The sequence below is a fragment of the Jiangella muralis genome, from assembly GCF_001270745.1.
Classification (GTDB): Bacteria; Actinomycetota; Actinomycetes; order Jiangellales; family Jiangellaceae; genus Jiangella; species Jiangella muralis.
On the sequence record NZ_KQ434753.1, the window covers coordinates 45,718 to 63,097 of the forward strand.

Annotated in this window: 19 protein-coding genes; 5 read left to right on the forward strand and 14 right to left on the reverse strand. The window is 71.2% G+C overall.

The genetic code is table 11. From position 1 onward, the window contains the following. Positions 1-4: 4 nt before the first annotated feature. A complete protein-coding gene (locus tag ACW62_RS33815; RefSeq protein ID WP_157574443.1) occupies positions 5-178 on the reverse strand; it encodes a hypothetical protein in 174 nt (57 codons plus the stop codon). Positions 179-849: 671 nt separating this feature from the next. Here ACW62_RS33815 and ACW62_RS05965 point away from each other — a divergent pair. The 3 genes from ACW62_RS05965 to ACW62_RS05975 are packed head-to-tail and all read left to right on the forward strand — an operon-like array spanning position 850 to position 3,760. Next, positions 850-1,716: an ABC transporter ATP-binding protein gene (locus ACW62_RS05965; protein ID WP_053203188.1), complete on the forward strand. Its 867-nt coding sequence runs from the start codon at positions 850-852 to the stop codon at positions 1,714-1,716. Beyond that, complete coding sequence (locus ACW62_RS05970; RefSeq protein WP_053203189.1) at positions 1,713-2,531, forward strand: ABC transporter permease; 819 nt, start codon at positions 1,713-1,715, stop codon at positions 2,529-2,531. The genes ACW62_RS05965 and ACW62_RS05970 overlap by 4 nt, the downstream gene beginning before the upstream one ends. Next, complete coding sequence (locus ACW62_RS05975; RefSeq protein ID WP_053203190.1) at positions 2,507-3,760, forward strand: sensor histidine kinase; 1,254 nt, start codon at positions 2,507-2,509, stop codon at positions 3,758-3,760. Before ACW62_RS05970 ends, ACW62_RS05975 begins: the two co-directional genes overlap by 25 nt. Positions 3,761-3,772: 12 nt before the next feature. Here the strand turns inward: ACW62_RS05975 and ACW62_RS05980 are convergent, their stop codons facing one another. Further along, positions 3,773-4,459 carry an alpha/beta hydrolase gene (locus ACW62_RS05980; RefSeq protein ID WP_083459331.1) on the reverse strand — a complete coding sequence of 229 codons (687 nt, stop codon included), beginning with the start codon at positions 4,457-4,459 and terminating at the stop codon, positions 3,773-3,775. A 30-nt stretch (positions 4,460-4,489) separates the two neighbouring features. Here ACW62_RS05980 and ACW62_RS05985 point away from each other — a divergent pair, with 30 nt between their 5' ends. Next, positions 4,490-5,134, forward strand: a complete 645-nt coding sequence (locus ACW62_RS05985) for a response regulator (RefSeq protein WP_053203563.1) — start codon at positions 4,490-4,492, stop codon at positions 5,132-5,134. A gap of 23 nt (positions 5,135-5,157) precedes the next feature. After that, positions 5,158-6,318: an ROK family glucokinase gene (locus tag ACW62_RS05990; protein WP_053203564.1), complete on the forward strand. Its 1,161-nt coding sequence runs from the start codon at positions 5,158-5,160 to the stop codon at positions 6,316-6,318. 147 nt (positions 6,319-6,465) lie between these two features. On the opposite strand, the gene ACW62_RS05995 is transcribed toward ACW62_RS05990, so the two are convergent. The 12 genes from ACW62_RS05995 to atpB form a co-directional block, all read right to left on the reverse strand. Then, complete coding sequence (locus ACW62_RS05995; protein ID WP_053203191.1) at positions 6,466-7,314, reverse strand: 3-hydroxyacyl-CoA dehydrogenase family protein; 849 nt, start codon at positions 7,312-7,314, stop codon at positions 6,466-6,468. 5 nt (positions 7,315-7,319) lie between these two features. Continuing rightward, complete coding sequence (locus ACW62_RS06000; RefSeq protein ID WP_083459333.1) at positions 7,320-8,363, reverse strand: phosphatase PAP2 family protein; 1,044 nt, start codon at positions 8,361-8,363, stop codon at positions 7,320-7,322. After that, on the reverse strand, positions 8,356-9,630 hold the full coding sequence (gene murA / locus ACW62_RS06005) for a UDP-N-acetylglucosamine 1-carboxyvinyltransferase (protein WP_053203192.1): 1,275 nt from the start codon (positions 9,628-9,630) through the stop codon (positions 8,356-8,358). Before murA ends, ACW62_RS06000 begins: the two co-directional genes overlap by 8 nt. 49 nt (positions 9,631-9,679) lie before the next feature. Next, complete coding sequence (locus ACW62_RS06010) at positions 9,680-10,120, reverse strand: DUF2550 domain-containing protein (protein WP_205629167.1); 441 nt, start codon at positions 10,118-10,120, stop codon at positions 9,680-9,682. Positions 10,121-10,159: 39 nt separating this feature from the next. After that, complete coding sequence (locus ACW62_RS06015) at positions 10,160-10,531, reverse strand: F0F1 ATP synthase subunit epsilon (protein WP_053203566.1); 372 nt, start codon at positions 10,529-10,531, stop codon at positions 10,160-10,162. Positions 10,532-10,614: 83 nt separating this feature from the next. Then, positions 10,615-12,066, reverse strand: coding sequence for a F0F1 ATP synthase subunit beta (gene atpD, locus ACW62_RS06020; RefSeq protein WP_053203193.1), 1,452 nt, complete (start codon positions 12,064-12,066; stop codon positions 10,615-10,617). A gap of 6 nt (positions 12,067-12,072) precedes the next feature. Beyond that, positions 12,073-13,047: a F0F1 ATP synthase subunit gamma gene (locus ACW62_RS06025; RefSeq protein WP_053203194.1), complete on the reverse strand. Its 975-nt coding sequence runs from the start codon at positions 13,045-13,047 to the stop codon at positions 12,073-12,075. A gap of 49 nt (positions 13,048-13,096) precedes the next feature. Next, positions 13,097-14,776 carry a F0F1 ATP synthase subunit alpha gene (gene atpA / locus ACW62_RS06030; protein WP_053203195.1) on the reverse strand — a complete coding sequence of 560 codons (1,680 nt, stop codon included), beginning with the start codon at positions 14,774-14,776 and terminating at the stop codon, positions 13,097-13,099. Positions 14,777-14,831: 55 nt separating this feature from the next. Beyond that, positions 14,832-15,653, reverse strand: coding sequence for a F0F1 ATP synthase subunit delta (locus ACW62_RS06035; RefSeq protein WP_053203196.1), 822 nt, complete (start codon positions 15,651-15,653; stop codon positions 14,832-14,834). Between the two features lie 2 nt (positions 15,654-15,655). Next, positions 15,656-16,225 carry a F0F1 ATP synthase subunit B gene (locus tag ACW62_RS06040; protein ID WP_053203567.1) on the reverse strand — a complete coding sequence of 190 codons (570 nt, stop codon included), beginning with the start codon at positions 16,223-16,225 and terminating at the stop codon, positions 15,656-15,658. A 14-nt stretch (positions 16,226-16,239) separates the two neighbouring features. Beyond that, positions 16,240-16,443 (reverse strand): ATP synthase F0 subunit C, encoded by a 204-nt coding sequence (atpE, locus tag ACW62_RS06045; RefSeq protein WP_053203197.1) that lies wholly within the window; start codon positions 16,441-16,443, stop codon positions 16,240-16,242. Between the two features lie 28 nt (positions 16,444-16,471). After that, positions 16,472-17,257: a F0F1 ATP synthase subunit A gene (gene atpB / locus ACW62_RS06050; RefSeq protein WP_053203198.1), complete on the reverse strand. Its 786-nt coding sequence runs from the start codon at positions 17,255-17,257 to the stop codon at positions 16,472-16,474. Positions 17,258-17,380 lie beyond the last annotated feature (123 nt).

Here is a 17,380-nt window from a genome sequence, read left to right on the forward strand (position 1 = left end):
CCGCTCAGGCGGTGCGCGCCCGGCCGCGCGCCGTGGCGCCGCCGGCCTTGCGGGCGCTGCCCCGCCGCAGAGCGGACAGCGCCTGGCGGGCCAGCCCGTCCCGGCGCGCCTCCGCCTGCAGCTCGCGCGACCGCTGGTCGTGGACGATCCGTGCCGCGTAGTCCCCGTTGATGCTCATGATGCTCGGCTCCTGCCCCTACTCGTTTCTTCCTGATATCGAGCATGGTTCTGAGGCGCCGTGTGACGCATCGGGAGACTGCCGCATTGTGGCCGGACGGAACCGTCTAAGGCGGTCTGAGGTGGCGTCTAAGGTGGCCCGGAAGACCTAGGCGTGGCCGGGTCTGCCGCGTTCACCGCCTTGCGGCAGTGCGCTGGGGTCCGGGGGCAGTCTGGGCACGCCTCACTTCACCCGCGCCGAGTGCACCTCACCCGCGCAAGGACCGCATGACCACCGATGACGACCGTCATCCGGTGCTGCGGCGGGTGACGTGCTCCCCACGCGAGTGACGTCGACGCCCTGGGCCGTGGACGACCAAACGGTGCACCCGGGCGGGCTCTGCCCGCACTTCCCCCGTCCCCCTGATAGCTGCCCGTTCTTGGCCGCGGTGCCGGGGGTCAAGCGGTGCTTCGCCCGCGCGAAGCGCCGTTGGGCTCCGCTTGAGGCGCGGTGCCGCGGCTAAGAAAATGGGCAGCAGGGGGACGGCCCACGTGCCGCAAAGCGGCGAACGCGGCGGGCACCCCGGCGAACCAGACGCGACAGCCCAGGACAACGGATCCACCGTTCGGTGGACCCCGCGGCCCACCACGCGGTGCTCGCCGCGGCCATCGTCCCGGGCGCATCGTGGTGGCATGACGACTTCCGCCATCCGGGTACGCGGCCTGCGCAAGGCCTACGCCGGTGTCACCGCCGTCAGCGGGCTGGACCTCGACGTCGCGCACGGGGAGGTCTTCGCGCTGCTGGGACCGAACGGCGCCGGCAAGACCACCACCGTGGAGATCCTCGAGGGGTACCGCCGCCGCGACGCCGGTGAGGTGAGCGTGCTGGGCGCGGACCCGGCGCGGCCGGACGCCGGCTGGCGGGCTCGCATCGGCATCGTGCTGCAGAGTTCCGGCGGCCACGACGAGCTGACCGTGCAGGAGTTGGTGCACCACTTCGCCGGCTACTACCCCGGCGCCCGCGACCCGGACGATGTCATCGCGGCCGTCGGGCTGGACGAGAAGCGCGCGACCCGGGCGCGGCACCTGTCCGGCGGGCAGCGCCGCCGGCTGGACGTCGCGCTGGGCATCCTGGGCAACCCGGAGCTGCTGTTCCTGGACGAGCCCACGACGGGGTTCGACCCGGAGGCGCGGCGGGAGTTCTGGGCGCTCATCACGTCGCTGGCCGACGGCGGCACGACGATCGTCCTCACCACCCACTATCTCGACGAGGCCGAGCAGCTGGCCGGACGCGTCGGCGTCATCGCCGGCGGGCGCATCGTCGCGCTGGACACCCCGGACCGCCTCGGCGGCCGCGACCACGACCTCGCGGTCGTCCGGTGGAGTGAGGACGGGCGCCAGCGCACCGAGCGGACGGCCGAGCCGACGGCACTGGTCGCCCAGCTGGCCGGCCGGCTGGGCGGCGAGGTCCCCGGCCTCATCGTCAGCCGCGCGACGCTGGAGGACGTGTACCTGCGGCTGATCGGCCAGCCGGAACAGACCCTGGAGGTCGTGTCATGAGCACCGCCGTGAGCCCGGCCCGCATCGCGATGTCGCGCGCCTCGCTGGAGACCCGCAGCTACTTCCGTGAACGCGACTCCGTCATCTTCTCGTTCCTGTTCCCGGTCATCATGCTGGGCATCTTCGCCGTCGTGTTCGGCGGCGAGGACGTCGGGCCGAGCAGCGGCGCCCCGGTCGACTTCGCGCAGTACTTCCTGCCCGGCATGGTCGCCTCGGGCATCATGCTGGTCAGCTTCCAGACGCTGGCGATCAGCCTGGCCATCGAGCGCGAGGACGGCACGCTGAAGCGGCTGCGCGGCACGCCGATGCCGCCGGTGTCGTACTTCCTCGGCAAGGTCGGCATGATCCTGGTCGTCGGGCTGAGTCAGATCGCGTTGCTGCTGGCGGTCGCCGCGGTGGCCTTCGGCGTCGAGCTGCCCACCGAGCCGTCGAAGTGGCTGACGTTCGCCTGGTGCTACGTGCTCGGCACGGCCGGCGGCGCCGTCCTGGGCATCGCGTACTCGTCGGTGCCGCGGTCGGCGAAGAGCGCGTCCGCCGTCGTCGTGGGGCCGCTGCTGGTATTGCAATTCATCTCGGGTGTGTTCTTCGTCTTCAACGACCTGCCAAGCTGGCTGCAGAACGTCGCCTCGGTGTTCCCGCTGAAATGGCTGGCCCAGGGCATGCGTTCGGTGTTCCTACCCGACCGCCTCGAGACGCTGGAGGTATCCGCATCATGGCAGCACGGCCCGACGGCGCTGATCCTGTCGCTGTGGCTGATCGCGGGTCTGGTGATCTGCGTCCGGACGTTCCGGTGGCAGCGCAGGGACGACGGCTGACGGCGGCCGGCGGCGACCCGGTGCGCAGCAGCGTCGCCGAGCTGGACGCGTTCTGGCAGCGCACCACCGTCGCCTGGCACGGCGTCTACCTGGGGCTGCTGGGGCTGCTCGCGCTGATCATCGGCAGCTCCGGCAACCTCTCCAGCGACGACCGCCTGACCGGCCTGCTCGCGGTGACGGCGATGGTCGTCGTCTACCTGCTGCTCGGGCGGCGGCTGCTGGGCACCGACGGGATCGGCTGGCAGGTGGTGGTCCAGCTGGTGGTCAGCTGGGGCTGCCTCTACCTGCTGCTCGGCACCGGCATCTTCGACGCGTACTTCCTGCTGTTCGCCCTGATCCCGCACATCTGGGTGTACCTGCCGACGCGGTGGGCCATCGGCGCGACGTTCGTGTTCCTGTCCGGCCTGGCCGTCATCGAGGTCGGCCGCGACGGCTGGACCGCGGCGGCCGTGCGCGACGTCGCGCCGCAGATAACGCTGCAGATCGGCGTGTCGCTGCTGATGGGGCTGTTCATCACGCACGTGTTCTTCCAGGCGGAGAAGCGGGCCGAGCTGATCGACGAGTTGGAGCGCACCCGCACCGAGCTGGCCCAATTGGAGCACTCGCGCGGCGTGCTGGCCGAGCGGGAGCGGCTCTCGCACGAGATCCACGACACGCTGGCGCAGGGCTTCACCAGCATCCTCACGCTGGCGCAGGCCATCGAGGTGGTGCTGGACCGCGACCCCGGCGCCGTCCGCGACCGGCTGGCGCTGCTGGAGCAGACCGCCCGCGACAACCTCGCCGAGGCGCGTGCGCTGGTCAGCTCGCTGGCGCCGGTCAGCCTGCAGGACGCGACGCTGCCTGAGGCGATCGAACGCCTGGCCGCCCGGTTCGCCGACGAGACCGGGCTGGAGATCAGCCTGCAGATCGACGAGGCCGGCCCGCCGTTGCCGGCGAACGTCGAGGTCGTGCTGCTGCGCGCGACCCAGGAGGCACTGACGAACGTGCGCAAGCACGCCGGCGCCCGCCGGGTCATCGTCGCGCTGCGGTTCCGGTCCGGCCCGCCCGGCGCGGCCACGGTCGCCGTCGTCGACGACGGGCGCGGGTTCCGGCCGGGCGGGGCGCACGACGGGTACGGGCTGCGCGGCATGCGGGCGCGGGTCGAGCAGGTCGGCGGGCTGCTCGAGGTCGTCAGCGCGCCGGCCGCCGGTACCACCGTCCGTGCGACCGTCGGGCTGGCGCCGGCGTAGCGGCGCACTCCATCAGCGCTGGAATGCCCAGGACACCATCAAGGGGAACTCGGCTTGCCAGAAGGGGTCGCCGTGATCGCCGAGCCGCTCGGCCATGACGACGTCCACGCCGGCGTCGAGCAGCGCGGCCGCCCATCGAGTCGCGTTCTCGAGGAACCACGGCTCCAGCGTCCCGGCGACGAGGTACGTGCGCGGCAGCGGGCGCGGCATCACGGCGGGCGGGCGGAAGCCGCCGCCCGGTGACGCGCAGAAGACCGCACCGTAGATGTCCGGGTGGCGAAGCCCCATGGCGAGGGCGAGCTCACCACCGGCTGACGCGCCGCACACCGCGGTGCGGTCGGAGGGCAGGTCGAGGCTGAAACGTGACCGTACCCAGCCACGGACCTCCTCGACGAAGAACCGCTCGTGTGCCGCGAACCGTTCCTCATCGAAGGACGGTGAGTACTCGCCGATCCGGATCATCTCGTCCGGGTCGTCCGTCCGGTGGGTACCGACGATCATGGTGGGCGGCACGTCGGCCGCCTCGAGGTGTCCGCCCCACTGCGAGATGAGCTGGCCATCGCCTGCGAACACGACAGCTTCCGGTGGATCCGGCGGCACGTACACGGTCACCTGCCGCCCGCCGTCGTAGTCGAACGTCTCGGTGACCAGCTCGCCTGCGATCGGATCGGCGCGCGCCGGCTCCGGCTTCTTGCGCACGACATCAGGGTAGCGTGGACGGCCGTGACGATGTTGCGGCTGCTGCTGGTCGACGACCACCCGGTCGTGCGCACCGGGCTGGCCGGCATGCTGGGCGCCGAGGACGACTTCGAGGTGGTCGGCGAGGCCGGTGACGGCGAGGAGGCCCTGGTGCTGGCCCGCCGGCTGCGTCCGGACGTCATCCTGATGGACCTGCGGATGCCCCGGCTGGACGGCGCCGAGGCGACTGCGCGCATCCTGGCCGAGCTGCCCGGCACCCGGATCCTGGTGCTGACCACGTACGACACCGACTCCGACATCGTCCGCGCGGTCGAGGCGGGCGCCACCGGCTACCTGCTCAAGGACACCCCACGGATCGACCTCGCCGCGGCCGTCCGGGCGGCGCACCGGGGCGAGACGATCCTGGCGCCGCCGGTGGCCGCGCGCCTGGTCAGCCGCATGCGGGCGCCGTCGGTGCCGCCGTTGACGCCGCGTGAGCGGGAGGTGCTGGCCGCCGTCGCCACGGGGCTGTCGAACGCCGAGGTCGGGCGGGCACTGCACATCGGCGAGGCGACGGTGAAGACGCATCTGCTGCGCGTCTTCGCGAAGCTCGGGGTGGACGACCGGACGGCGGCCGTGACGACGGCGTACGCTCAGGGCATCCTCGCGCCGCCGGGGTCGTCCCTGCCGTCCTGAGCCCGCCCGGCAATACTATGGGCATGGCTCAAACCCGTACGCGGGTGTCCCGACTGGCGCGGCCCACCATCGGCATCGACATCGGCGGCACCAAGGTCGCCGCCGGCGTCGTCGACGCCGAGGGCACCATCGTCGAGCGCACCCGCCGCGAGACGCCGAGCAAGAGCAAGAGCCCCCGCGTCGTCGAGGACACCATCGCCGACATCGTGGCCGAGCTCGGCGCCCGCCACCACGTGCTGGCGGTCGGCATCGGCGCCGCCGGCTTCGTCGACGGCACCCAGTCCTCCGTGCTGTTCGCTCCGCACCTCGCCTGGCGCAACGAACCGCTGCGCGACGCCGTCCAGCGGCGCGTCGGGCTGCCCGTGGTCGTCGACAACGACGCCAACGCGGCGCTGTGGGCCGAGTGCCGGTTCGGGGCGGCCCAGGGCGAGTCGCACGTCGTGTGCGTCAACCTCGGCACCGGCATCGGCGGCGGCGTGGTCCTCGACGGTGTGCTGCACCGCGGCCGGTTCGGCGTGGCCGGCGAGTTCGGCCACATGATCGTCGTGCCGGGCGGGCACCGCTGCGAGTGCGGTAACCGCGGCTGCTGGGAGCAGTACGCCAGCGGCAACGTGCTGGTCCGCGAGGCGCGCGAGCTGGTGCTGAACGGCTCCCCCGTCGCCTACCGCATCGCCGAGACGTGCGAGGGCGACCCGTCGCGCATCACCGGCCCGATGATCAGCGCGCTGGCCGCGCAGGGCGACCCGGCCGCGCTGGAGCTGCTCGAGGACATCGGCCACTGGCTGGGCGTCGGCCTGGCGAATCTCGCCGCCGCGTTCGACCCCGGCCTGTTCGTGATCGGCGGCGGCGTCTCCGACGTCGGCGACCTGCTGCTGCAGCCGGCCCGCACGACGTTCCGGCGGACGCTGACGGGGCGCGGCTTCCGGCCCGAGGCGAAGGTCGTCCGGGCGGCGCTGGGCAACGACGCCGGGCTGATCGGCGCCGCCGACCTCGCCCGCCGCGAGCGGTCCCGCCGCCGCGACCGCGCCAAGCTGGTCACCACCCGGCTGCTGCTGCCGAGGCGGCGCGACGTCGGCGGCAACGGCACGCCCATCCAGCGCCGGGTCAAGCGCGCCGGCGGCACCGGGACGGCGATCGAGCCGACCCGCTACACGGCGAGCGCGTGGCGGCGTGGGGGTGCCTGACGGATATTGGTGGATGCGGGCGGCGTCCAGTCGTCGGTCCAGCAAGGCGGAGGAGGAGGCCGATGCGGAGCCATCGGCCGACGACGACAACGCCGCTGGACGGCGTCTGGGCGTCGCCCGCGCCGCCGAAGACCCGTCAGGCACCCCCTAGTACGAGTAGAAGCCGCGGCCGGACTTGCGGCCGTGCTCACCGGCGTCGACCATGCGGCGCAGCAGCTCGGGCGGGAAGAATTTGGTGTCGGCGGTCTCGTCCCAGATGTTCGACGTGGCGTGGTGTAGGACGTCGACGCCGGTGAGGTCGGTGGTGGCGAGCGGGCCCATGGCGTGGCCGAAGCCGAGCCGGCAGGCGATGTCGATGTCCTCGGCCGACGCGACGCCGGACTCGTAGAGCTTCACCGCCTCGACGACGAGAGCGCTGATCAGCCGCGTGGTGACGAACCCGGCGACGTCGCGGTTGACGACGATGCAGGTCTTGCCGGACGACTCGGCCAGCTCGCGGGCCGCCGCCAGTGTGTCGTCGGACGTGTGCAGGCCCCGGACCAGCTCGCACAGCGCCATCATCGGGACCGGCGAGAAGAAGTGCGTGCCGACCACCGATTCGGGCCGCTCGGTGACGGCGGCGATCTTGGTGATCGGGATCGCGCTGGTGTTGGTGGCCAGGACGGCGCCGTCGCGGCACAGGCGGTCCAGCTGCGCGAACAGCTCCCGCTTGACGTCGACGTTCTCGAACACCGCCTCGACGACGATGTCGGCCTCGGCGACGGCGTCGAGGTCGGTCGTGGTGGTGATGCGGGCCAGTGCGGCGTCGCGGGCGCCGGCGGTGAGCTTGCCCTTCTCGACGAACTTCGCGGTGCTGGCCTCGATGGCGGCCCGGCCGCGGCCGACGGCGGCGGCGTCGAGGTCGCGCAGCACGACGTTCCAGCCGCCGGTGGCGGCCACCTGGGCGATGCCCGATCCCATCAGGCCGGCTCCGATGACGGCCACACTGCGTCCCATGCTCGCTACCTTCCGGCTCGCTCGTTCGGTTCCTGGGTGATGCCGGGTTCGGCGCGCAGTGCCGGCTCGACCGGCGCGGGCGTGCCGGCCGTCAGCACGGGCGCCATCGGCGGACGGTGCTGCTCGCGCCAGCGCTCCCACCAGTGCGCGCCGACCATGATGGCGGCGACGTAGAGCCAGCCGAGCAGGACGTCGACGACGTAGTGCTCGCCGCCGTAGACCAGCGTGAACGCCATCGCCAGCGGGTACGCGACGATCGGCACCTTCAGCCACCAGCGCTTGGCCAGCGGCCACAGGGTGACCGCGACCAGCATGGAGAAACCGGCGTGCAGCGACGGCAACGCGGCCACCTCGTTGGCGCCGCCCTGGGCGTCGGACAGCCACGCCTGGGCGCTGCGCATTCCCAGCTCGTTCCAGCCGCGGCCGACGAGGCGGTAGACCGGCTCGGCGATGTCGCCGGTGCGTGCCGACGCGTACCACGGCGGCGCGGCCGGCAGCAGCACGTACGTCAGCAGGCCGGTGTAGGTGAGCAGCAGCACCCGCCGGATGTAGGACACCCACATCGGCCGCGACCACATGTAGAACACCGCCGCCAGCACCCACGGCACGACGAAGTGGCTGAAGTAGACGATCGCGGCGCCGACGTCCCACCAGCGCACCGTCGACTCGAACAGGTGCTCCTGCAGCCACACCGTCGGGATGGTGCCGCCGAACAGCCAGCTCTCGATGTCGACGACCTGGCCGACCCGCAGCGGCATGCCCAGGGTGTCGGCGATGCCGCGGGTGTGGTCGTACAGGATCAGCGCCGCCAGCAGTGGCAGCCAGTCGACGAACGTGCGCAGGTGCTCGCGCCACGGCCGGCCGATCTTGACCGCGATCATCCCGGCGATGATCCAGCCGGACTGCCCGACGCGGTCCATCGGGATGCCCTCGACACCGCTGTAGACGACCAGCACGACCAGGTAGACGGCCAGGCAGACGCGGCCTGGCGTCACCCGGCCGCGCCAGCTGTCCCCGAGGCCGGCCGCGGCCTCCGGTTCGTCAGTCATCGAAGTGGTCCGGATCGGGCTCACGGACCACATCGGCGCCCAGGGCCTGCAACTGCCCGACGAGGTCGGGATAGCCGCGGTCGATGTGGTGGACGGCCGACACCAGCGTCTCGCCCTCGGCCAGCAGGCCGGCCAGCACGAGGCCGGCGCCGGCCCGGATGTCGGTGGCGACGACCGGCGCGCCGGACAGCCCGGGCCGGCCGCGGACGACCGCGTGGTGGCCGTCGATGCGGACCTCGGCGCCCAGGCGGACCAGCTCGTTGACGAACATGAACCGGGCCTCGTACACGTTCTCGGTGATCATCGCGGTGCCGTCGGCCACGGCGTCGAGCGCGACGATCATCGGCTGCAGGTCGGTCGGGAAGCCGGGATACGGGAGCGTGACGACGTCGATGGCGCGCGGCCGCCCGGACATCGCCACCCGCAGCCCGGCCGGCCCGGACTCGACGGTGGCGCCGGCGGCGGCCAGCTTGTCGAGGACGATCTCGAGGTGCTCGGCGCGGCCGTTGCGGATGGTGATGTCGCCGCGGGTCATGACGGCCGCGACGCCCCAGGTGCCGGTGACGATGCGATCCGGGATGGTGGTGTGCGTCGTCGGGTTCATGGAGTCGACGCCCTCGACCCGCAGCGTGGACGTGCCGGCGCCGTCGATCTTCGCGCCCATGTCGCCGAGCATGCGGCAGATGTCGACGATCTCCGGCTCGCGGGCGACGTTGTCGATGACCGTGGTGCCCTTGGCCAGCACGGCGGCCATGAGGATGTTCTCGGTGGCGCCGACGCTCGGGAAGTCGAGCCAGATGCTGGTGCCGTGCAGGCCGTGCGGCGCCCGGGCCACCACGAAACCGTGCTCGATCTCGACCTGCGCGCCCAGCTTCTCCAGCCCGGACATGTGCATGTCGAGGCCGCGCGAGCCGATGGCGTCGCCGCCGGGCAGCGCCACGTTCGCCGCGCCGCAGCGGGCCACCAGCGGGCCGAGCACGCAGATCGACGCGCGCAGCCGGCGCACCAGGTGATACGGCGCCTCGTGCGCGATGTCGGCCGGGACGTCGATGACCACGGCGCCGCCGTCGCGGTGGACGTCGCCGCCGAGCTGGCGCAGCAACTCGCCCATGTAGTCGACGTCGGTGATGGCGGGGACGTCGCGCAGCACGGTGCGTCCCTCGGCCAACAGCGCCGCCGCCATCAGCTTGAGTGCGCTGTTCTTCGCGCCGCTGACCCGGACCTCACCCCGCAGGGAGCTCCCCCCGGTGACCCGAAATCTCTCCACGCCCGCTGTACCCTTCCGCCGTTCCGATGAACGGTACGCCTCGGAGGCGTCAACCGGCGAACTGCCCCCCGGGCGGCGCCGCCTCCAGCCAGGTCACGAAAGCCGTGGCCGCAGGCTCGGTCATGGACACCTCGACGCTGCTCCCGTTCGACCGGCAGATCAGCACGACGTGACCGGCGGGCAGCTCGTAGCTCTCCTCCGCGTCGGGCTGGCGCCGTCCGTCGACGAGCAGCACGCCGCGCCGGAACGACCGCCTGGGCCACGTGGTGAAACTGAACGTGCGGAACCACTCCAGGGTGTCGTCGCGGTAGCGCCCGATGCCGAACGCCCAGCCGCCGGACCAGCCGTCGTGGCTGTCGCCGCGCACGCACATGTCGAAGCCACCGTCACGCTGCAGGATGCCCCGGCGGACGTACAGGGCCAGGAGGACCAGCACAGCGGCGAGCGCAAGCGCACCCAGCACCAGCAGGGTCCACGACACCAGCGCCACCGATCACCTCCCCCGAGCGTGGTACCGATGCTCTCAGATCTATCGGCTCGCCGCGACGTCGAGTCTGGCCTGCGCCCACCGGGCCGCGCCGTCGCCGTCCTCATCGAGCGCGTCCAGATCTGCCTGAGCTGCGGCGACGTCGATCTCGCCGGCCAGTTCGGCTTGTTCGGCGAGGATCGCGATCTGGTTCTCCGACACGGACAGGAATCCGCCGGAGACCGCGACCACGACCGCTTCGCCGCCGGTCGAGCGCACCGTCACCGGTCCGGCCACCAGCAGGCCGAGCACGGGCTCGTGACCGGGCATGATGCCGATCTCACCCTCGGGCGTGCGTGCGATGACGATCGAGGCCGCGCCGGACCACACCTTGCGGTCGGCGGCGACCACCTCGACGTTCAGATCTTCGGCCACGATCATTTCCTCTCTCCCCGTGACCGGAAGGGAGCCGCCACCCGTACGGGCGCGACTCCCTGCCGATCAGCGCGGAATGTCTCTCAGGAGGCGAGCTCGCGCGCCTTCTTCTCGGCGTCCTCGATGTTGCCGACGTAGCTGAACGCCTGCTCGGGCAGGTGGTCGTACTCGCCCTTGGTGATGGCGTCGAACGACTCCAGCGACTCCGACAGCGGGACGAACACGCCCGGCTGGCCGGTGAACGACTCGGCCACGAACATGTTCTGCGACAGGAACCGCTGCAGCCGGCGGGCGCGATTGACCGTGACGCGGTCCTCCTCGGTCAGCTCGTCCACACCGAGGATGGCGATGATGTCCTGCAGCTCCTTGTACTTCTGCAGGATCTCCTTCACCCGGGTGGCGATGCGGTAGTGGTCCTCGCCGAGGTACGCGGCGTCGAGGATCCGGCTCGAGGAGTCGAGCGGGTCGACGGCCGGGTAGATGCCCAGCTGCGAGATCGGCCGCGACAGCACCGTCCTGGCGTCGAGGTGCGCGAACGCGGTGTGCGGCGCGGGGTCGGTGATGTCGTCGGCCGGGACGTAGATGGCCTGCATCGACGTGATGGAGTGACCACGCGTCGAGGTGATGCGCTCCTGCAGCTCGCCCATCTCGTCGGCCAGCGTCGGCTGGTAGCCGACGGCCGACGGCATGCGGCCCAGCAGCGTGGAGACCTCGGAGCCGGCCTGCGTGAACCGGAAGATGTTGTCGATGAACAGCAGCACGTCCTGCTTCTGGACGTCGCGGAAGTACTCGGCCATGGTCAGCGCCGACAGCGCGACCCGCATGCGGGTGCCCGGCGGCTCGTCCATCTGGCCGAACACCAGCGCGGTGTCCTTGAGGACGTTGGCCTCGCCCATCTCGACCCAGAGGTCGTTGCCCTCACGGGTGCGCTCGCCGACGCCGGCGAACACCGAGGTGCCACCGAAGTTCCGGGCGACACGGGTGATCATCTCCTGGATGAGCACCGTCTTGCCGACACCGGCGCCACCGAACAGGCCGATCTTCCCACCCTGGATGTACGGGCTCAGGAGGTCGAGGACCTTGATGCCGGTCTCCAGCATCTGCGTGCTGCCCTCGAGGTCGGCGAACGGCGGCGGGTCGCGGTGGATCTCCCAGCGCTCGCTGACCTCGATCTTCGACTCGTCGACGTCGAGCGGCTTGCCGAGGGCGTTGAACACGTGGCCCTTGACGCCGTCGCCGACCGGCACCGAGATGCCCTGGCCGGTGTCGCGGACGACCGCGCCGCGGGTGAGGCCGTCGGTCGGCTGCATCGAGATGGCCTTGACCAGGCCGTCGCCGATGTGCTGCTCGACCTCGAGCGTCAGCGTGCGGTCGCCGCCGGCCTCGGCGGCCAGCTTCACGTCGACCTCGAGCGCGTTGTAGATGCCGGGCATGTGGCCGCCGCCGAACTCGACGTCGACGACAGGTCCGATGACCCGGACCACCCGGCCAGTAGCAGCGGTGGTCTCTGCTGGGGTTTCGATGGTGGCAGTCATGAGGTCCTACTCGCTCCCTGCGGCCGCCAGCGCATCCGCGCCGCCGACGATCTCGCTGATCTCCTGGGTGATCTCGGCCTGGCGTGCCGAGTTGGACTGCCGGGTGAGCGTCTCTTGCAGCTCACCGGCGTTGTCCGTGGCGTTCTTCATGGCCCGGCGCCGGGCCGCCCACTCCGACGCGGCCGCGTCGAGCAGGGCGGTGTAGACCAGGTTGCCGGCGTACTGCGGGAGCAGCGCGTCCAGCACCTCGTCGGCCGACGGCTCGAACTCGTAGAGCGGCAGCACGTCGGTGCGCGCCGGCCGCCCGTTGGAGGAGCCGGCGGAGCCGCCGTTGTCGGTCCGCGCCGCGCCGGCCTCGGCCTGGTGCAGTTCCTCGGGCACGTCCTCGACCATGATCGGGAACAGCCGGCGGGCCCGGACCTGCTGCGTGACCATGTTGCGGAAGTGCGTCGACACGATGTGGATCTCGTCGACGCCGCCTTCCTCGGTCGGGGTGTTAATGGCCTCGAGGAGGTCGTCGGCGATGCCCCGGGCGTCGGCGTAGGACGGCCGGCCGGTGAAGCCCAGGTACTGCCCGCCGAGCTCGCGGCCGCGGAACGTGAACCAGCTGACGCCCTTGCGGCCGACGACGTAGGGCACGGTCTCCTGGCCCTGCTCGCGCAGCAGCCCTGCCAGCGCCTCGCTCTGCCGGATGACGTTGGCGGAGTAGGCGCCGGCGAAACCGCCGTCGCTGGTGACGACCAGGATGGCCGAGCGGCGCGGGTTCTCGACGCCCTCGAGCAGCGGGTTGTCCAGCCGGGCCCGCTCGGCCGCGGCCTCCATGGCCCGCACCAGCGCCTGGCTGTAGGGCCGTGCGGCCTCGGCGTACTGCTGTGCCCGCGCGATCCGCGAGGTCGCGATGAGTTCCTGGGCGCGGGTGATCTTCTTGATCGACTCGACGGAGCGGATGCGCTGCCGCAGCTCGCGAATTTGAGCTCCCATTACGCGTGCGACCTCCCTTCAGGGCCTCGGTACCACATGACGGTCACGCTCACTCGCCGGCGTCGGGACGAGCGGCCTCCTGGATGTCCTGCGCGTCGCGCTTGCGCCGGCGCAGCACCGTCAGGTCCTCCTCGCCCTCGCCCAGGGCCGAGACGGGCTCGTCCTTGACCAGTGGCTGGCCCGAGACGGTGACGTAGATCTGCTTGAAGTCGTCGACCGCCTGCTCGAGCGTCTTGATGTCGTCGTCGGACAGCTTGCCGCTGGCCTCGATGCTCTCCAGGACGGCGCTGTGCTCGCGCACCACGGTGTCGAGGAACTCGCCCTCGAACCGGCGGATGTCCTCGACCGGGACGTCGTCGAGCTTGCCGGTGGTGCCCGACCAGATCGACACGACCTCGCGGCCGACCGACAGGGGCGCCGACTGCGGCTGCTTGAGCAGCTCGGTGAGCCGCTCGCCGCGGTTCAGCTGCGCCTTGCTGGTGGGGTCGAGGTCGGACGCGAACGCCGCGAACGCCTTCAGCTCGTTGTACTGGGCGAGGTCGAGGCGCAGCGTGCCGGCGACCGACTTCATCGCCTTGATCTGCGCGTCGCCACCGACGCGGGAGACCGAGATACCGACGTTGATGGCCGGGCGCACACCCGAGTGGAACAGGTCCGACTCGAGGAAGCACTGGCCGTCGGTGATCGAGATGACGTTCGTCGGGATGAACGCCGACACGTCGTTGGCCTTGGTCTCGATGATCGGCAGGCCGGTCATCGAGCCGCCGCCGAGGTCGTCGGAGAGCTTCGCGCAGCGCTCGAGCAGCCGCGAGTGCAGGTAGAAGACGTCGCCGGGGTACGCCTCGCGGCCCGGCGGGCGGCGCAGCAGCAGCGACACCGCGCGGTACGCCTCGGCCTGCTTCGACAGGTCGTCGAAGACGATGAGGACGTGGTAGCCCTGGTACATCCAGTGCTGGCCGAGGGCCGAGCCGGTGTACGGCGACAGGTACTTGAAGCCGGCGGCGTCGGACGCCGGCGAGGCCACGATGGTGGTGTACTCGAGCGCGCCCGCCTCCTCCAGCTGCTGCCGGATGCCGGCGATCGTCGAGCCCTTCTGGCCGGTCGCGACGTAGATGCAGCGGACCTGCTTCTTCTTGTCGCCACTCTTCCAGTTGTCCAGCTGGTTCAGGATGGTGTCGACGGCGACCGTGGTCTTGCCGGTCTGCCGGTCACCGATGATCAGCTGCCGCTGGCCCCGGCCGATCGGGGTCATGGCGTCGATGGCCTTGATGCCGGTCTGCAGCGGCTCGGCGACCTTCTGCCGCTGCACGACGGTGGGAGCCTGCAGCTCCAGCGCGCGGCGGGTCTCGGCCTTGACCTCGCCCAGGCCGTCGAGCGGCGCGCCCAGCGGGTCGACCACGCGGCCGAGGAAGGCGTCGCCGACCGGCACCGACAGCACCTCGCCGGTGCGGCGGACCGTCTGGCCCTCCTCGATGCCGGCGTAGGCGCCGAGCACGACGACACCGATCTCGCGCACGTCCAGGTTCAGAGCCAGTCCGAGGGTCCCGTCCTCGAACTCCAGCAGCTCGTTGGCCATGGCCGACGGCAGGCCCTCGACCCGGGCGATGCCGTCACCGGCGATGGTGACATGGCCGACCTCTTCGCGGACGGCGGCCGCCGGCTGGTAGGACTCGACGAAGGCGTCGAGCGCCTCGCGAATCTCCTCGGGACGGATAGTCAGCTCCGCCATCGTTGCTCCTGCTCTCTCGCTCTCGAACGGTGGTCTCAAGTCTGGGTAGTGCCGGTCAGCTCACCACGAGCTGACGGCGGGCGGCATCGAGGCGGCTGGTGACGGTTCCGTCGACGACCTCGTCGCCGAGTTCGACCCGGATGCCACCGACGACGTCAGGCTCGACGACGACGTTCAGCAGGACCGGGCCGCCGGCGCGGACCGCGAGCGCCCGTTCCAGCCGCTCGCGGTGCTCGACGGCGAGCGGGGCGGCGACGTGCACCACGGCCACCCGGCGCTGGCGCAGCCGCGCGGCGAACTCCGCGACGCGGGCCAGTTCCGCTTCCAGGCTACGCGCCCGGCGGTCCAGGACCGCGTGCTCGAGCAGCGCGACGGTCTCGGGCGCCGCCTTGTCCTGCAGCAGCGTCCGCACCAGCTGCCGCCGTGCGTCGGCGGGAGCGGCGCGGTCGATCAGGGCCGAGCGGAGGTCGCGGTTGTCGCGCACGACCAGCCCGAACCGGAAGATCTCTGCCTCGACGGCGTCGAGGCGGCCTTCCGACCGGGCGGCCAGCAGGACCGCCTGCAGGCCGAACTCCTCGACCACGGCGGTGAGCTCGCCCGGATTCGCCCAGCGCTCCCGGACGGCCGCCGCGAGGACGTCCGTCGCGGCCGGCTCGAGGCGGTCGCCGGCCAGGCGGCGCAGCAGCGTCTCCCGGTCGTCCGGCGCCCGGCCGGTGTCGGTGAGCGCGCGGCGCACCGACGGACGGGAGTCGAGCAGGTTCGCGAACGCGAACAGCGCCTCGCCCACCGCCGGCGCGCGGCCGGTTGCGGCGTCGACGATGCTCTCGAACCGCAACCGCAGCTCGCCGTGGCTCTCGCCGAGGTTGGCGTCAGGCATACTCACGAGTCCCCTGCGGCCGGCGTGACCGCGTCGGAGGCCTGAGCGGTCTCGAGGTCGGCCAGGAACCGCTCGACGACCCGGCGGGACCGGTCGTCGTCCTGCAGCGACTCACCGACCACCTTGCCGGCCAGCGTGGTCGCCAGGGTGCCGACCTCGCCGCGCAGCTCGCGCAGCACCTGCTCGCGCTCGGCCTGCAGCTGCGCCTCGGCCCGGGCGGCGACCCGCTTGGCCTCGGTCTCGGCGTCCTCGCGTGCCTGCGCCACGATGGCCGCCCCCTGCTGCTTGGCGTCCTCGCGGATGCGAGCCGCCTCGCCGCGGGCGTCGGCCAGCTGGGCGCGGTACTCCTCGAGCAGCTGGTTGGCCTCGGCCTGCGCCTGCTCGGCCTTCTCGGCTCCGCCCTGGATCGCAGCGGACCGCTCCGCGTAGGTCTTCTCGAAGATCGGGTAGACCTTCGCGCGGAGGAAGAAGAACAGCAGGGCGAAGGCGACCAGGCCGACGATCAGCTCGGAGGTGTGCGGCATCAGCGGACTGGGCGCGTCCTCCGCCGCTATCACCGCGATCGGTGCCATCGAGATCGCCATGGCTACTGGGCGAACGACAGACCGATGGCGATGATGAACAGCGCCTCGGCGAGGGCGAAGCCGAGGATCGCGATGCCCTGGAGCACGCTGCGAGCCTCGGGCTGGCGGGCCACACCATTGATGTAGGCGGCAAAGATCAGTCCGATGCCGACGCCCGGGCCGATGGCCGCGAGGCCGAGACCGACCATGTTGAGCGAGCCGTCCATCTTTGTTCCTTTCCCTTTTTGTGAAAGCTCAGTGCTCGTGGGTGAGAGCGCCGCCGATGTAAATGGCGGAGAGCAGAACGAAAACGTACGCCTGAAGAATCTGGACGAAACCTTCGAAGAAGGTCAGTACGATGCTGAACAGGATCGAGATGCTGCCCGCGGTGAAACCGACGAAACCCTGGTATTCGACGAGCAGGTACTCACCGCCGAGGATCGTCAACAGCAGGACCAGGTGGCCCGCGAACATGTTGAAGGTAAGACGGAGAGTGAGCGTGACCGGCCGGACGATGACGGTGGAGAAGAACTCCAGCGGCGCCAGCAGCGGATAGATCCACTTCGGCACGCCGGGCGGGAACATCATGTTCTTGAAGTACCCGCCGAAGCCCTGCCGCTTGATGCCCACGTAGTTGAAGATGACCCACGAGATCAGCGCCAGCACCAGCGGGATCGCGATCTTCGAGGTGGCGGGCAGCTGGAGGACCGGGATGATGCCCGAGACGTTCAGCACCGCGATGAAAGCGAACAGCGTCACCAGATAGGGGACGTACTTGATGCCCTCGCGGCCGATGGTGTCGCGGGCGATTCCGTCGCGCACGAAACCGTAGACGGCCTCACCGGCGAACTGCAGCTTTCCCGGAACCAGGGTGCTGCGTCGCGCGGCGAAATAGAAGAATGCGCCGATGGCAATCGTGCCGAGCACGACAACCAGCATCGGCTTGGTGAAGAACGTGCCCTCGCCGAACAACGGCGGGAAGTCGAAGTCGGCCGGCCCGGGAGTGTGGAATCCCGACTCGGCCACGATCCGAGTGCTCACGTGGTCCTTTCTTCAGCGCGCTCGCGACACGCCCGACGAGGAGGGCCAGGTCAGGGCTTACCGTATCTGACCCATACGAGGTACAGAGCGGCACCCATCCCTACCAGGAGCCCCAGTACGAGG

Coding starts and splice junctions, on each gene's coding strand:
- ACW62_RS33815 (WP_157574443.1), bottom strand. CDS start 178: ATGAGCATCAACGGGGACTACGCGGCACGGATCGTCCACGACCAGCGG.
- ACW62_RS05965 (WP_053203188.1), top strand. CDS start 850: ATGACGACTTCCGCCATCCGGGTACGCGGCCTGCGCAAGGCCTACGCC.
- ACW62_RS05970 (WP_053203189.1), top strand. CDS start 1,713: ATGAGCACCGCCGTGAGCCCGGCCCGCATCGCGATGTCGCGCGCCTCG.
- ACW62_RS05985 (WP_053203563.1), top strand. CDS start 4,490: ATGTTGCGGCTGCTGCTGGTCGACGACCACCCGGTCGTGCGCACCGGG.
- ACW62_RS05990 (WP_053203564.1), top strand. CDS start 5,158: ATGGCTCAAACCCGTACGCGGGTGTCCCGACTGGCGCGGCCCACCATC.
- ACW62_RS05995 (WP_053203191.1), bottom strand. CDS start 7,314: ATGGGACGCAGTGTGGCCGTCATCGGAGCCGGCCTGATGGGATCGGGC.
- ACW62_RS06000 (WP_083459333.1), bottom strand. CDS start 8,363: ATGACTGACGAACCGGAGGCCGCGGCCGGCCTCGGGGACAGCTGGCGC.
- atpD (WP_053203193.1), bottom strand. CDS start 12,066: ATGACTGCCACCATCGAAACCCCAGCAGAGACCACCGCTGCTACTGGC.
- ACW62_RS06025 (WP_053203194.1), bottom strand. CDS start 13,047: ATGGGAGCTCAAATTCGCGAGCTGCGGCAGCGCATCCGCTCCGTCGAG.
- atpA (WP_053203195.1), bottom strand. CDS start 14,776: ATGGCGGAGCTGACTATCCGTCCCGAGGAGATTCGCGAGGCGCTCGAC.
- ACW62_RS06035 (WP_053203196.1), bottom strand. CDS start 15,653: ATGCCTGACGCCAACCTCGGCGAGAGCCACGGCGAGCTGCGGTTGCGG.
- ACW62_RS06040 (WP_053203567.1), bottom strand. CDS start 16,225: ATGGCACCGATCGCGGTGATAGCGGCGGAGGACGCGCCCAGTCCGCTG.
- atpE (WP_053203197.1), bottom strand. CDS start 16,443: ATGGACGGCTCGCTCAACATGGTCGGTCTCGGCCTCGCGGCCATCGGC.